This window comes from Microbacterium sp. Soil_N32 (assembly GCF_057655505.1).
Genome location: NZ_JBDGME010000015.1, coordinates 1 through 13,482, shown reverse-complemented (window position 1 = coordinate 13,482; position 13,482 = coordinate 1). Strand labels below are relative to the sequence as shown.

The following is a 13,482-nucleotide window of genomic DNA, read 5'->3' as shown; positions in this document are numbered from 1 at the left end:
CGTGTCACCTCGGTTTCGTGTCGCGAGGTCACGACGATGCCGGGTGCGCGCGACCGACCCCAGGGGGTTGACAGATGTCGGGGCGGCGCGCGACGCGGATCAGGCGGGGGCGCTGCCCGGGATCTCCGAGGGTGCGGGCGCGTCGTGCTCGGGCTCCGGCACCAGGTACAGGCCGCCCGGCGCGTTCGCCGTGAACGCCAGCGCCTCGATCCAGGCGCGGTTGATCGACGGCTGCCGGCTGCCGAAGTACTTGAAGACGAGCGAGCTGCCCGGCTGGATCCACACGGTCGTACGGCCGCCGCCGACGCTCGTGTCTTCGCGCCAGCTGAACGGGAACGGCTCGCCCCGGCGCAGCTTCGCGGTGATGACCAACTGCAGGTGCGTGAGCGCCCGGTCCTCGATCTCGGTCTTGACTCCGCCTTCGTAGACGAATTTTCCCATCAGGCGCTCTCCTCGGTGCGATTCTTACGGCTCTCCGACCCGGCCGTCGGAATCGCCCACCGAAGCAAGCGTAAGCCCTTCACAGCCGCCGAGCCACCGCGGCCGCACCCGCGACACGCCGTGAGCGATGATGATGACAGCTCGCGCAGTCCGCCCATCGCTTTCCGTCCTAATCGTGCGTCGCGAATTGTCATTCCGCGTGCGACGCGCTCGACCGGGCTTGCGAACCCGCGCCTTGCAAGTCAAGCCCCTGCGGCCCCTCCCCGTCGCCCCCTAGTGTCGACGACATGGATCCCGAAAAGGAGAAGACCATGGATGACTCCGATTCGCAGGGCTACACGCCCACGACCACGCACGCCGAGTGGGGCGCGGGGTCGCCGCGACTGCGCGTGAGCCACGAGAACGGCGAGCGCAGCGAGTTCCTCCTCGAGGCCGATGTCGTGCGCGTCGGCTCGGCCGACGGAAACGAGCTGCGCCTGGCCGACACCGACCCGGTGCACGCCACGATCGAGCACGACCAGCGCGACGAGTACGTGCTGACGCTGCACGGCGAGAGCGAGACGAACTCCAGCCCGAGCGTCGACGCCACGCACCCGGGCGAGGGCGTGCGGACGCTGCGCACCGGAGCGCATTTCACGGCCGGCCCGTGGACGCTCGTGTTCGCCCGCGACGAGTTCGCCGACCACGGCCGCCCCTTCGGCGGACGCAAGGGCGGCGAGTACGACGACCAGAAGCTGCAGGCGCCGCGGCCGGACTACAGCGAGGACGCGGAGGCCGCCGACGCCGCCCCGGCGCCCGATGTGGACGCGGCACCGGTCGGCCCGGCTCCCGGCACCCCCGGCCCGGACGACGACGACGCGGCGAAGGCGGACGCCGACCGATGACCGACGACGCGCGGGCCGAGCACGACCACCTCGCGGACCTCGCAGGCCTCGCCGGCGAGCGCGGCCTGCGGGTCTGCGTCGCGGAGTCCCTGACCTCGGGCCGCCTGGCCAGCACCGTGGCCGCGGGCGAGGGGGCGGGCGGCTGGTTCGGCGGCGGCATCGTCGCGTATCAGACGGCCGAGAAGGAGCGCATCCTGGGGGTCACCCCGGGGCTCGACCCCTGCTCGGCCGAGGTCGCCGAGCAGCTCGCCTCCGGCGCGCTGTCGCTGTTCGAGGCCGACCTCTGCGTGGCCACGACCGGCGTCGGCGGCCCCGGCCCCGACGACCGCGGCAATCCGGAGGGCACCGTCTACCTCGGATGGGCGAGCCCGCTCGGGGTCGGTCACAAGAAGCTCATGCTGTCGGGCGACCCGGAGGACGTGATGGATGCCGCGGTCGACGCGGCCGTCACGCTGCTGGCGCTCCATGCCGAGAGCATCCGACCGGCCGGACCGCTGCGCGGCGAGAACGACTGATGCTCCGCCACCCCTGAGCCGCACCGCCGAGAGACCGCGCGGCTCAGGGGCCGGGCACCAGGCCGACACGCAGGGGCGCCCCCGGTCGGGAGGCGTCGGCGAGCGCGGCATCCACGGCCGAGAGCGGCAGGATCGAACCCACCGCATCCGCGAACGGATAGGCGCGCCCCCGACCGGCGAGGAAGGCGACCGCATCGGCGAGGTCGCCGCCGGCGCTGCCGTGCACCCCGGCGACCGTCGTGCTGCGCGCGGAGAGGCGCGCGACGTCGAGAGAGACGACGGCGAGGTCCGCAGCGGCGGGATCCGGCGCTGCCTGGCTCGTCCCCGGATCGGTGGGCGCCGCGGCGGCGGGCGGTGCGGTATCGCGCGCATCCCCACCGACCACGACGACGACCCCGCCGTCGGCCACGGAATCGATCGCCGTCGCGGAGACCGGCCCCGCGGTGTGGACCACGGCATCCGGTTCGCCGTCGAAGCCCGTCGCGCCGAAATCGCGGGCCCGAGCACGACGCCCGGCGTGGGGGTCGCGCACGTCGACGACGGCTCCGAACTCGACGGCGATCGCCGCAACGGTGAGTCCGAGCAGGCCCGCGCCGTGCACCCGCACGCGGGCCCCGTCGAGGTCGCGATGCATCCGTACCCGGGCGACCGCGGCCCACGCGGTGGCGGTCGCGCACGCCGCCGGGGCGAGCACGGCGGCGGGAAGGGTCTCGGGCACCCGCACCACGGCGGTGCCGGGGCGCAGCTGCACGTGGCTGGCGAACGCCCCGGCGAGCTCGCGATCGGCGGCGACCCGCTCCTCGCCGTACCGCGTGACGGACCGGCACGACTGCGGCCGACCGCACAGGCAGTGATCGCACTGCCGGCACGACACGGTGGCCGACCACACCACGCGGTCGCCGATGCGCAGCGGCGACCCGTCGAACGCGCTCGCCCCGGCATCGCCGAGCGCGATGATGCGCCCGACGCTCTCATGACCCAGAACCACCGGGGCCGACGTGCGCCGCGCGCCGCACGCGGCCTCGGCATCCGCGCGGCACACCGTCGACAGCTCGACGGCGACGAGCACGTCCTCCTCGCCGAGCGCGACGCCGGGCACGGCGATCGTCTCGTGCGGATGCCCCGCGGCCAGCAGCACCACGGCGGTCGCTGCGGGTCTCAGCACGACGTCGCGTCGATGACCGGGCGGGCGCGTGAGCATCGTCCCCATCTCGCTGCCCTCCTCCGGCACGGAGCGCGGCGTCCGCTCCTCGTTCGACTTTCCCAGCCCGGATCGCCGTGACGACCGACGACGCACGAGTGTTCAGCCGCTGTTCACCTCGCGAACCGCGCACGATGGCGCGGGTACGCTCGAAGGGAACCCGTCTGCAGGAAGGCCCCCCATGCCCGTCACCCCGGTCGCCCTCGCCCACGCCGAGGACCTCGCCGACTTCGTCGCCGCCTCCCCCTCGAGCTACCACGCGGCAGCCGAGGTCGCTCGCCGTCTGGAGGACGCGGGCTTCACCCGGCTGGCCGAGGAGGACGCCTGGCCCGCGCCGGCCGGCGGACGCTTCGTCGTGGTGCGCGACGGGGCGACGATCGCCTGGGTCGTGCCGACGGATGCATCGCCCACCACCCCCGTGCACGTGTTCGGCGCGCACACCGACTCGCCCGGTTTCAAGCTCAAGCCCCAGCCGACGACCGGCACCCGCGGGTGGCTGCAGGCCGGCGTCGAGGTCTACGGCGGTCCGCTGCTGAACTCGTGGCTCGACCGCGAGCTGCGTCTCGCGGGGCGCCTCGCCCTCGCCGACGGGCGGGTCGTGCTCGCGCAGACCGACGCCCTGCTGCGGCTTCCGCAGCTCGCCATCCACCTCGACCGCACCGCCAACTCCGGCCTCGCCCTCGACAAGCAGGCCGAGACGCAGCCGGTGTGGGGTCTCGGCGATCCGACCGAGGCCGACCTGCTGGGCGAGCTCGCCGCCTCGGCCGGGGTCGACGCAGCCGCCATCCGCGGCTACGACGTGGTCGTCGCCGACACCGCGCCGGGCGCCGTGTTCGGCAAGGACGACGCGTTCTTCGCCTCCGGCCGCCTCGACGATCTGGCCTCGGTGCACGCGGGCGTCGTCGCGCTCGCCGCGCACGAGGGCGGCGCGGGCGGTCCCATCGCCGTGCTCGCCGCGTTCGATCACGAAGAGCTGGGGTCGAACTCCCGTTCCGGCGCCGCGGGGCCCTTCCTCGAAGACGTGCTCGGGCGCATCTCCGACGGTCTCGGCGCCGACGCCTCGGAGCGCCGCCGTTCGTTCGCATCGTCGTGGTGCCTGTCGAGCGATGTCGGGCACTCCGTGCACCCCAACTACGTGGGCAAGCACGACCCCGTCGTGCAGCCGGTCCTGGGCTCGGGGCCCATCCTCAAGCTCAATGCGAACCAGCGGTATGCGACGGATGCCGTCGGCTCCGCCGCGTGGCACGCGTGGTGCGAGCGCGCCGGGGTCGCGACGCAGGAGTTCGTGTCGAACAACTCCGTCCCCTGCGGCTCGACCATCGGTCCGATCACGGCGACCCGGCTCGGCATCCGCACCGTCGACGTGGGCATCCCGATCCTGTCGATGCACTCGGCCCGCGAACTCGCCGGCGTCTCCGACCTGCACGACCTCACGCGCACGGCCGCGGCCTTCTTCCGCTCCTGATCGTCACGATCGGGCGGCGGCGTTCCCCGCGCGCGCCCGCGGTGCCAGGATGAGAGGATGACGCAGACCCCGCCCGGCCTCATCGAGCGCGCCGGCATCGAGATCATCCCCGAATCCGAGCGCACGGCCAAGCCCCGCGACCTGTTCTGGCCGTGGTTCGCCGCGAACGTGTCGGTGTTCGGCATGTCGTACGGGTCGTTCGTGCTGGGCTTCGGCATCTCGTTCTGGCAGGCCACGATCGTCTCGGTCATCGGCATCGTCGTGTCGTTCCTGCTGTGCGGGCTCATCGCGATCGCCGGCAAGCGCGGCTCGGCACCGACCATGGTCCTGTCGCGCGCGGCCTTCGGCGTGCACGGGCAGAAGGTGCCGGGCATCGTGTCGTGGCTCACCTCGATCGGGTGGGAGACGTTCCTCGCGATCATGGCCGTGCTCGCCACGGCGACGATCATCACGCAGCTCGGCGGCGACGGCAACAGCGTCGCGCTGAAGATCGTGGCGACCGTCATCGTCGCGGCGCTCATCGTCGCGGCATCCGTGCTCGGCTACCACACCATCATGAAGATGCAGTCGGTGCTCACCTGGATCACGGGTGCGGTGACGATCCTGTACGTGGTGCTCGCGGCCGGTCAGATCGACATCGACGCCGTGCTCGCGCGGCCCGACGGCGGCGTCGGTCAGGTCATCGGCGCGCTCGTGATGGTGATGACCGGGTTCGGTCTCGGATGGATCAACATCGCCGCCGACTGGTCGCGCTACCAGAAGCGCAGCACCTCCGACGGGGCGATCGTCGCGTGGAACACCATCGGCGGCTCGGTCGCCCCGGTGCTGCTCGTCGTCTTCGGCCTGCTGCTGGCGGGCTCGAACGACGACCTCTTCGCGGCCGTGCAGGTCGACCCGATCGGGGCCCTGGCGACGATCCTGCCCACCTGGGTGCTCGTGCCCTTCCTGCTCACGGCGGTGCTGGCGCTCGTGTCGGGCGCGGTGCTCGGCATCTACTCCTCCGGCCTGACGCTGCTCAGCCTGGGCATCCGCATCCCCCGCCCGTCGGCCGCGGCGATCGACGGCGCGATCCTCACGGCGGGCACCATCTTCGTGGTGTTCTTCTCGACCGACTTCCTCGGGCCGTTCCAGAGCTTCCTCATCACCCTGGGCGTTCCGCTGGCCTCATGGGCGGGCATCCTGATCGCCGACATCCTGCGTCGTCGGAAGGACTACGACGAGGCCGCCCTGTTCGACGCGAACGGCCGGTACGGTGCGTGGGACGGGATCTCGATCGTCACGATGGTCGTCGCGAGCATCATCGGATGGGGCCTGGTCCTCAACGGCTTCGCCGAGGCGGCGCCGTGGAACAACTGGCAGGGATACCTGCTGTTCCTCGTCGGCGGCACGGAGGGAGACTTCGCCTACGCCAACCTCGGCGTCTTCGTCGCGCTGGTGCTGTCGTTCCTCGTGACGTTCTTCGCCCGCGCCGGGAAGATCCGCCGGCAGGAGCAGGCGTGAGGGACGCCGACGCGCGCCCCTGGCTCGTCGTCATCGATCCGCAGGCGATCTTCGCCTCGCCCGATTCGGCGTGGGGGTCGCCGTTCTTCGCCGAGGCGCTGCCGCGCATGCAGGCTCTGGCGGCGTCCTTCGGCGAGCGCGTGCTCGTGACGCGGTGGATGCCGACGGCCGACCGCTCGACGTCGTGGGGCAAGTACTTCGCGGCGTGGCCCTTCGCGGACCAGCCGGCCGAGCATCCGCTCTTCGATCTCGTTGCCGAGGCGACCGGGCTGTCGCCGCACCCCACCGTCGACCTGCCGACGTTCGGCAAGTGGGGAGCCGAGATCGAGGCGGTCGTCGGCCGCGGTGCACACGTCGTCCTGGCCGGGGTCGCGACGGACTGCTGCGTGATCTCGACGGCGCTGGCCGCCGCGGATGCCGGCGCGCACGTCACGGTCGCGGCGGATGCCTGTGCCGGGTCGACCGCCGAGAACCACGTGGCCGCGCTGCAGGTGATGGGCCTCTATCCGCCGCAGATCACCGTCTCCGACACGTCGGCCGTCCTCGCCGCGCTCTGAACTTCTGCCGCGACTTCCGACTTCCGCGGAGGGCCTCGTCCCGTCGCTCAGCGCGCGGCGCGGACGGCTGCGGCGATGGCGGCGGGAGAGCCCCGCCATGGAGCCCCGTGCCCGGGCAGCACCCATGACGCAGACACGTCGGCGAGGCGGTCGAGCGACGCGAGAGCCTCCTCCGGCTCATCGGTGAAGGGGGCGGGTTGCGCCCCGGAACGACCGGTCAACACGTGCCGTGTGGTCAGCGCGTCGCCGACGAACACCGCATCGACAGCGGGCACGTGCACCGCGATGCTGCCCGGCGAGTGCCCGGGCATCCCGATCACGACGGGCGATCCGGGCAGGTCGAGAACGTCGCCGTGGGAGATCTCCCGCACCTCGGACACCTGCGGTGTGCGCAGGGCGTTCTTGCGGATGCCGTAACCGAGGAACCCGAGCAGGGGGATCAGGCGGGCGGAGCCCATCGGCGTCTTCGGCTTCTCACCGGTGCGCACTCGATGCGCGTCAGCGACGTGGACGTACACCGGCACCCCGGCCTCGCGACGGAGTCGCTCGGCGAATCCGATGTGGTCGCTGTCGCCATGGGTGAGCACGATGCCGCGGATGTCGCCGAGAGGCCTGTCGATGGCGGCGAGTGTCCGCTGAAGGTCGCGCCAGTGCCCCGGCATGCCCGCGTCGACGAGCGTGATGCCGTCGGGCAGGTCGAGGAGGTACGAGGCGACGAGGTCGTTGCCGAGACGGTGGAGGTGCGGGGCGAGGAGCATGAACGGGATCCTTCGGGATGGAGCCAGGGGCGCGATTGCGAAGGCTACGATACGTAGCTATCATGGCTATTGTCAATAGCTATCAAGGAGGGCACATGCCCGCACCCGAGCGCACCTCGATCGCAGCCATCGTTGCCGCCGGCCGAGCGATCCTCGAAGAAGCCGGCCCTGCCGGACTCACCATGCAGGCCGTCGCCGTTCGCGTGGGCGTGCGCGCTCCATCCCTCTACAAACGGGTGCGCGATCGCGATGCGCTGCTCGCCGCGGTGGCCGAGTCGGCCGCCGACGACGTCGCCGCCCGACTCGACGCGGCCGGTGACGAGCTCCCCCTCCTCGCCGCCGCCTATCGGACCTTCGCCCACGCGCATCCTGAGGCTTTCCGCCTCCTGTTCAGTCCGGTCACGCCGGAAGACGCCCTGCACCGGTCATCGGCGCCGGTGCTGCGCGCCTGCGCCACGCTGGTCGGCGACGCCGACTCCCTGGCCGCGGCGCGTCTGTTCACCGCCTGGACGACGGGATTCCTGCAGATGGAACTCGCCGGCGCCTTCCGGCTCGGCGGCGACGTGAGCGAGGCCTTCGACTACGGCCTGGGCCGCATCATGGCCGGCCTCACCTCCTGACGCCGTCCTTCCACACCTGCGCGACCAGCGGCACCCCCGGCCGGTAGGCGAGGTGGATGCGCGTCGGCGCGTCGAGCAGCACGAGGTCGGCGCGCGCACCGGGAGCGATAAGGCCCACGTCGTCGCGGCGCAGGGCGCGCGCTCCTCCGGCGGTCGCCGCCCACACCGCCTCGGCGGGCGTCATGCCCATGTCGCGCACGGCGATCGCGATGCAGAACGGCATCGACGACGTGAAGCTCGACCCCGGATTCGTGTCGCAGGCGAGCGCGACCGTCACCCCGGCGTCGATGAGGCTCCGCGCATCGGGATAGGGCTGACGGGTCGAGAACTCGACGCCCGGCAGCAGGGTGAGCACCGTGTCGGATCCGGCGAGCGCCGCGATGTCGGCGTCGGTCAGGTACGTTCCGTGGTCGACGGATGCCGCTCCCAGCTCGACCGCGAGGGCGATGCCCTCCCCCGGCCCGAGCTGGCTCGCATGCATGCGCGGCGCGAGTCCCCGCGCGATCCCCGCCTCGAGCACGCGGCGCGACTGCGCGACCGTGAAGGCGCCCGTCTCGCAGAACACGTCGATCCACCGCGCATGCGGCGCGCAGGCGTCGAGCATCGGCCCGACGACGAGGTCGACGTACGCGTCGCCGCGGTCGGCGTACTCGGCCGGCACCACGTGGGCGCCGAGGAACGTGACCTCCGGCGTGACCTCGGCCGCGAGCCGCACGAGCCGCTCCTCGTCGGCGACGCTCAAGCCGTAGCCGCTCTTGATCTCGACGGTGGTCGTGCCCTGCGCGCGCATCTCGTCGACGAACCCGTGCAGGCGGCGCCGCAGTTCGTCGTCGGTCGCGGCGCGAGTCGCCGCGACGGTCGAGCGGATGCCGCCGGCCGCGTATTTGCGGCCCGCCATCCGTTCCTCGAACTCCACAGCGCGGTCGCCGCCGAACACCAGGTGGCTGTGGCTGTCGACGAATCCGGGGATCACGGCGCGGCCGGCCGCATCCACGACCTCGTCGACGGCCGCGGAGGCGGGCGTGTCCGCCGCCGCGCCCACCCAAGCGATCCGCCCGCCCTCGACGAGCACCGCCGCGTCGCGCAGCGTGCCGGTGCGATCTCGCGACGCGCTCGCCGTCGGTACGTTCGTCGTCAGTTCGCCGATGTTCGTGATCAGCAGGGTCATGGCATCAGCCTCTCAGGCGCCGGAGATCGGAGACGGCGGATTTCACGGTCACAGCATCGGGATGTTCAGGCCGCGATCGCGCGCGACCTGACGGGCGTGCTCGTACCCGGCGTCGACGTGCCGCATCACCCCGGTGCCGGGGTCGTTCGTGAGCACCCGCTCCAGCTTCTGCGCCGCGAGCGCGGTGCCGTCGGCGACGGTGACCTGCCCGGCGTGGATCGATCGCCCGATGCCCACACCGCCGCCGTGGTGCAGCGAGACCCACGACGCCCCCGACGCGGTGTTCAACAGCGCGTTGAGCAGGGGCCAGTCGGCGATCGCGTCGGAGCCGTCCTTCATGGCCTCCGTCTCGCGGTAGGGCGAGGCGACCGAACCGGAGTCGAGGTGGTCGCGACCGATCACGATCGGCGCGGACAGCTCGCCGGACGCGACCATCTCGTTGAACTTCAGCCCGGCCAGGTGGCGCTCCTTGTAGCCGAGCCAGCAGATGCGCGCCGGCAGCCCTTCGAAGTGCACCTTCTCGCCGGCCTTCTCGAGCCAGCGATGCAGGGCGGTGTCGTCGGGGAAGAGTTCGGCGATGGCACGGTCGGTTCTCGCGATGTCCTCGGGGTCGCCCGAGAGCGCCGCCCAGCGGAACGGCCCCCGCCCCTCTTCGAACTGCGGGCGGATGTACGCGGGCACGAACCCGGGGAAGGCGAAGGCGCGGTCGAATCCGCCGAGCTCCGCCTCGCGGCGGATCGAGTTGCCGTAGTCGAAGACCGCGGCCCCGGCATCCTGGAAGGCGACCATCGCCGCGACGTGCTGCGCCATCGCCTCCCGCGAGCGACGCGTGAACTCCTCGGGGTCGCGCTCCGCCTGGGCCTTCCACTCCCCGACGGACACGCCGATCGGCAGGTAGGCGAGCGGGTCGTGCGCGCTGGTCTGGTCGGTGACGATGTCGATCGGGATGCCGCGTCGGTGCAGCTCGGGGAAGACCTCGGCCGCGTTGCCCACCACGCCGACCGACAGCGCCTGACCCGCGTCCTTCGCGGCGAGCACCCGCGCGACGGCCGCGTCGAGGTCGGTCGTGTACTCGTCGAGGTAGCCGTGCTCGACCCGACGGGCGAGACGCGACTCGTCGACGTCGACGATCAGCACCGCGCCCTCGTTCATGGTCACCGCGAGCGGTTGGGCGCCGCCCATGCCGCCGGCCCCGCCCGTCAGTGTGAGCGTGCCTCGCAGCGATTCGCGTCCGAGCGATCGGGCGACCGCGGCGAAGGTCTCGTATGTGCCCTGCAGGATGCCCTGGGTGCCGATGTAGATCCACGAGCCGGCGGTCATCTGGCCGTACATCGTCAGGCCCAGCTCTTCGAGCCGACGGAACTCGGGCCACGTCGCCCAGTCGCCGACCAGGTTCGAGTTGGCGATGAGCACGCGCGGCGCCCACTCGTGCGTGCGGAACACGCCCACCGGCTTGCCCGACTGCACGAGCAGGGTCTCGTCGGGTTCGAGCTCGTCGAGCGTGCGCACGATCGCGTCGTACGCCTCCCAGCTGCGCGCCGCGCGCCCGGTGCCCCCGTAGACGACGAGGCTCTCCGGGTGCTCGGCGACCTCGGGGTCGAGGTTGTTCATGAGCATCCGCTTGGCGGCCTCGGCACCCCAGCTCTTGGCGGTGCGCCGGTTGCCGCGCGCAGCGCGGATGCGGCGGTCGGGGTCGGTGCGGGTGGCGGGTGCGGTCGTGGGTGCCGTGGTGGGTCCGGTCGAATCAGTCATGTGCATGCTCCTTCGCGATGCGGGCGATGGCGCCGGACTGCACCAGTGCGGTCACGGCCTCCATGTCGGGAGAGAGGAAGGTGTCGGGGCCGGGGCCTCCGGCCACCGTGCGCACCAGGTCGCGCACGGCCCCGGTCGCCGCGCCGGGCTGCAGGGGCGCCCGGAGGTCGAGCGCCCGGGCGCCCGTGAGGATCTCGATCGCGAGCACGCGCGCGAGTCCGTCGATCGCGCGGCGCAGCTTGCGTGCGGCGGCCCACCCCATCGAGACGTGGTCCTCCTGCATCGCCGACGAGGGGATCGAGTCGACGGATGCCGGGACGGCGAGGCGCTTGAGTTCCGACACGATCCCCGCGGCCGCGTACTGCGCGATCATGAGTCCGGAATCGACGCCCACCTCGTCGGCGAGGAACGGCGGCAGGCCGCGATTACGCGCCGGGTCGAGCGCGCGGTCGGTGCGTCGCTCCGACACCGAGGCCACGTCGGCCACCGAGATCGCGAGGAAGTCGAGCACCGCGGCCACCGGGGCGCCGTGGAAGTTGCCGTTCGACTCGATGCGCCCGTCGAGGGTGATGACGGGGTTGTCGACGACCGAGGCGAGTTCGCGGTCGGCGATGGAGGCGGCGTACCCCGCGGTGTCGCGCGCGGCGCCGTGCACCTGCGGCGAGCACCGCAGCGAGTACGCGTCCTGCACGCGACCGTCCTCCGGTCCCTTGTGACTGTGCACGATGGGCGAGTCGCCGAGGAAGGCGCGGAGGTTCGCCGCCGACACCGCCTGCCCCGCCTGCGGGCGCAGCGCCATGAGGTCGGCCGCGAACACGGCGTCGGTCCCGAGCTGCGATTCGATCGACATCGCGGCGGCGACGTCGGCGGTCACGAGCAGGTCCTCGAGGTCGTGCAGGGCCAGCGCGAGCATGCCGAGCATCCCGTCGGTGCCGTTGATGAGGGCGAGCCCCTCCTTCTCGACGAGCACCACAGGGGCGATACCGGCCGCCTCCAGCGCGACCGATGCCGGCTGAACCTTGCCCAATCGTCCCTCGCGGTCGCGCACCCGCACCTCGCCTTCGCCCATCGCGGCGAGCGCGATGTGTGCGAGCGGGGCGAGGTCTCCGGAGCATCCGAGCGAGCCGTACTCGCGCACGATCGGCACGATGCCGGCGTTCAGCAGGGCGGCATACGTCTCCACGACGACGGGTCGCACGCCGGTGCGCCCGGAGGCGAGGGTCTGCAGGCGGAGCAGTTGAAGCCCCCGCACGACTTCCGCCTCGACCTCGGCCCCGGTGCCGGCGGCGTGCGACCGGATCAGGCTGGCCTGGAGCTGCAGCCGACGGTCGGGGGCGATGAAGGTCGTCGCGAGCGCGCCGAACCCGGTCGAGACGCCGTAGTGCGGGTGCGGGTCGGCGGCGAGCCCGTCGATGACGGCACGGGTCTCGGCGACGCGCGCAAGGGCCTCTGCGGCGACGTCCACGTGCGCTCCCCGACGCGCGACGGCGACGACCTCGGCAACGGACAGCGGCGCAGCGCCGACGACGACGGATGTTTCATTCATGACTCGATTCCACACCCGCGAGGTGGTCCGAGCCGCCGCCGCGTGCCATCCTGTGTCTGTGATCCCAGACGAATCGGAGACCCCGTCCGCCCCGCAGGTGCCGGCGGCAGACCAGACGCTGCGCATCCTGCGCTACCTGGCCGGGCGTCCCGCTCCCGTCGCCGCCTCGGCGATCGCGCGGGATCTCGGGCTGCCACGCTCGAGCGTCTACCACCTGCTCGCCGCCATGGCCGCCCACGGCTTCGTGCTGCACCTGCAGGAGGACCGTCGATGGGGACTGGGCACATCGGCGTTCGAACTCGCCGGAGGGTACGCCCGACAGCAGCCCCTCGCGCGGCTCGGTCGTCCATTGGTCGCCGCGCTCTCCGACCGTCTCGGCGAGAGCGCGCACCTCGCCGTCATGAGCGGGGGCGACGTGCTGTACATCGTCGAGGAGCGCGCGCCGCGGCGTCCGGCGCTGGTCACCGACGTGGGCGTGCGGCTTCCCGCCCACCTCACCGCGAGCGGGCGGGCGATGCTCGCCGCGCTGCCGCGCGAGCAGGTGCGCGCCCTCTACCCGAGTGCCTCGTCGTTCCCGGATCGTACCGGACTCGGGCCGCGCACCCCCCGCGCGCTGCGCGAGGTGCTCCGCGACGTCCGCGCGCGCGGGTACGCGACCGAGGACAGTGAGGTGGCGGACGGCCTGCGCTCCGTCGGGGCCGTCGTGCGCGACCGGGCAGGTTGGCCGGCAGCCGCCGTCGCCGTGACCTGGGCCGGGGACGCCGTCGATCAGGACGAGCTCGTCGACGCGGTACGCGCCACCGCCGCCACGCTCCAGGCGCGACTTCTGCGATGAGGTGACGGCGCCCGCACGGAAAGCGGACGGCGCGCGTGCCCGTTTCTCACAGGCCCATAAACGACGAAAAGCCACCCAGCACTGGGTGGCTTTTCGTACTAAAAGAAGTCCGGCGGTGTCCTACTCTCCCACAGGGTCCCCCCTGCAGTACCATCGGCGCTGTGAGGCTTAGCTTCCGGGTTCGGAATGTAACCGGGCGTTTCCCTCACGCTATGGCCGCCGAAACACTATTGATGTTTC

General features: G+C 72.3%; 13 protein-coding genes and 1 rRNA gene. 7 read left to right on the top strand and 7 right to left on the bottom strand.

Annotation, left to right across the window (positions count from 1 at the left end):
* Positions 1-99: 99 nt before the first annotated feature.
* Positions 100-441 (bottom strand): DUF7882 family protein, encoded by a 342-nt coding sequence (locus AC3A3J_RS03485; RefSeq protein WP_487670965.1) that lies wholly within the window; start codon positions 439-441, stop codon positions 100-102.
* A gap of 311 nt (positions 442-752) precedes the next feature.
* Here AC3A3J_RS03485 and AC3A3J_RS03480 point away from each other — a divergent pair, with 311 nt between their 5' ends.
* Both AC3A3J_RS03480 and AC3A3J_RS03475 read left to right on the top strand, forming a co-directional pair.
* Complete coding sequence (locus AC3A3J_RS03480; RefSeq protein WP_487670964.1) at positions 753-1,325, top strand: FHA domain-containing protein; 573 nt, start codon at positions 753-755, stop codon at positions 1,323-1,325.
* Positions 1,322-1,840, top strand: a complete 519-nt coding sequence (locus tag AC3A3J_RS03475; RefSeq protein ID WP_487670963.1) for a CinA family protein — start codon at positions 1,322-1,324, stop codon at positions 1,838-1,840. Before AC3A3J_RS03480 ends, AC3A3J_RS03475 begins: the two co-directional genes overlap by 4 nt.
* A 43-nt stretch (positions 1,841-1,883) precedes the next feature.
* Here AC3A3J_RS03475 and AC3A3J_RS03470 read toward each other — a convergent pair whose 3' ends face one another.
* A complete protein-coding gene (locus tag AC3A3J_RS03470) occupies positions 1,884-3,041 on the bottom strand; it encodes an alcohol dehydrogenase catalytic domain-containing protein (protein WP_487670962.1) in 1,158 nt (385 codons plus the stop codon).
* 181 nt (positions 3,042-3,222) lie between these two features.
* On the opposite strand from AC3A3J_RS03470, the gene AC3A3J_RS03465 reads away from it, so the two are divergent.
* The 3 genes from AC3A3J_RS03465 to AC3A3J_RS03455 are packed head-to-tail and all read left to right on the top strand — an operon-like array spanning position 3,223 to position 6,563.
* Positions 3,223-4,506: a M18 family aminopeptidase gene (locus AC3A3J_RS03465; protein WP_487670961.1), complete on the top strand. Its 1,284-nt coding sequence runs from the start codon at positions 3,223-3,225 to the stop codon at positions 4,504-4,506.
* Between the two features lie 57 nt (positions 4,507-4,563).
* A complete protein-coding gene (locus AC3A3J_RS03460; RefSeq protein ID WP_487670960.1) occupies positions 4,564-6,006 on the top strand; it encodes a purine-cytosine permease family protein in 1,443 nt (480 codons plus the stop codon).
* Entirely contained in the window at positions 6,003-6,563 is a 561-nt protein-coding gene (locus AC3A3J_RS03455; protein ID WP_487670959.1) for a cysteine hydrolase family protein, read from the top strand. Before AC3A3J_RS03460 ends, AC3A3J_RS03455 begins: the two co-directional genes overlap by 4 nt.
* Before the next feature lie 47 nt (positions 6,564-6,610).
* On the opposite strand, the gene AC3A3J_RS03450 is transcribed toward AC3A3J_RS03455, so the two are convergent.
* Positions 6,611-7,321 (bottom strand): MBL fold metallo-hydrolase, encoded by a 711-nt coding sequence (locus tag AC3A3J_RS03450; RefSeq protein ID WP_487670958.1) that lies wholly within the window; start codon positions 7,319-7,321, stop codon positions 6,611-6,613.
* A gap of 95 nt (positions 7,322-7,416) precedes the next feature.
* On the opposite strand from AC3A3J_RS03450, the gene AC3A3J_RS03445 reads away from it, so the two are divergent.
* The gene (locus tag AC3A3J_RS03445) at positions 7,417-7,941 is read left to right on the top strand and encodes a TetR/AcrR family transcriptional regulator (RefSeq protein ID WP_487670957.1); all 525 of its coding nucleotides are present in this window, start codon (positions 7,417-7,419) and stop codon (positions 7,939-7,941) included.
* On the opposite strand, the gene hutI is transcribed toward AC3A3J_RS03445, so the two are convergent.
* From hutI to hutH, 3 genes are read right to left on the bottom strand one after another with little or no spacing between them, the layout of a single operon-like run.
* Positions 7,931-9,109, bottom strand: coding sequence for an imidazolonepropionase (gene hutI / locus AC3A3J_RS03440; protein ID WP_487670956.1), 1,179 nt, complete (start codon positions 9,107-9,109; stop codon positions 7,931-7,933). The genes AC3A3J_RS03445 and hutI overlap by 11 nt on opposite strands.
* Positions 9,110-9,157: 48 nt before the next feature.
* Complete coding sequence (hutU, locus tag AC3A3J_RS03435; protein ID WP_487670955.1) at positions 9,158-10,861, bottom strand: urocanate hydratase; 1,704 nt, start codon at positions 10,859-10,861, stop codon at positions 9,158-9,160.
* Entirely contained in the window at positions 10,854-12,407 is a 1,554-nt protein-coding gene (gene hutH / locus AC3A3J_RS03430) for a histidine ammonia-lyase (RefSeq protein ID WP_487670954.1), read from the bottom strand. The genes hutU and hutH overlap by 8 nt, the downstream gene beginning before the upstream one ends.
* A gap of 58 nt (positions 12,408-12,465) precedes the next feature.
* Here hutH and AC3A3J_RS03425 point away from each other — a divergent pair, with 58 nt between their 5' ends.
* The gene (locus tag AC3A3J_RS03425; RefSeq protein ID WP_487670953.1) at positions 12,466-13,242 is read left to right on the top strand and encodes an IclR family transcriptional regulator; all 777 of its coding nucleotides are present in this window, start codon (positions 12,466-12,468) and stop codon (positions 13,240-13,242) included.
* 107 nt (positions 13,243-13,349) lie between these two features.
* On the opposite strand, the gene rrf is transcribed toward AC3A3J_RS03425, so the two are convergent.
* A 5S ribosomal RNA gene (gene rrf / locus AC3A3J_RS03420) occupies positions 13,350-13,466 on the bottom strand.
* Positions 13,467-13,482 lie beyond the last annotated feature (16 nt).

Coding starts and splice junctions, on each gene's coding strand:
- AC3A3J_RS03485 (WP_487670965.1), bottom strand. CDS start 441: ATGGGAAAATTCGTCTACGAAGGCGGAGTCAAGACCGAGATCGAGGAC.
- hutH (WP_487670954.1), bottom strand. CDS start 12,407: ATGAATGAAACATCCGTCGTCGTCGGCGCTGCGCCGCTGTCCGTTGCC.
- AC3A3J_RS03470 (WP_487670962.1), bottom strand. CDS start 3,041: ATGCTCACGCGCCCGCCCGGTCATCGACGCGACGTCGTGCTGAGACCC.
- AC3A3J_RS03480 (WP_487670964.1), top strand. CDS start 753: ATGGATGACTCCGATTCGCAGGGCTACACGCCCACGACCACGCACGCC.
- hutU (WP_487670955.1), bottom strand. CDS start 10,861: ATGACTGATTCGACCGGACCCACCACGGCACCCACGACCGCACCCGCC.
- AC3A3J_RS03465 (WP_487670961.1), top strand. CDS start 3,223: ATGCCCGTCACCCCGGTCGCCCTCGCCCACGCCGAGGACCTCGCCGAC.
- hutI (WP_487670956.1), bottom strand. CDS start 9,109: ATGACCCTGCTGATCACGAACATCGGCGAACTGACGACGAACGTACCG.
- AC3A3J_RS03450 (WP_487670958.1), bottom strand. CDS start 7,321: ATGCTCCTCGCCCCGCACCTCCACCGTCTCGGCAACGACCTCGTCGCC.
- AC3A3J_RS03445 (WP_487670957.1), top strand. CDS start 7,417: ATGCCCGCACCCGAGCGCACCTCGATCGCAGCCATCGTTGCCGCCGGC.
- AC3A3J_RS03460 (WP_487670960.1), top strand. CDS start 4,564: ATGACGCAGACCCCGCCCGGCCTCATCGAGCGCGCCGGCATCGAGATC.
- AC3A3J_RS03475 (WP_487670963.1), top strand. CDS start 1,322: ATGACCGACGACGCGCGGGCCGAGCACGACCACCTCGCGGACCTCGCA.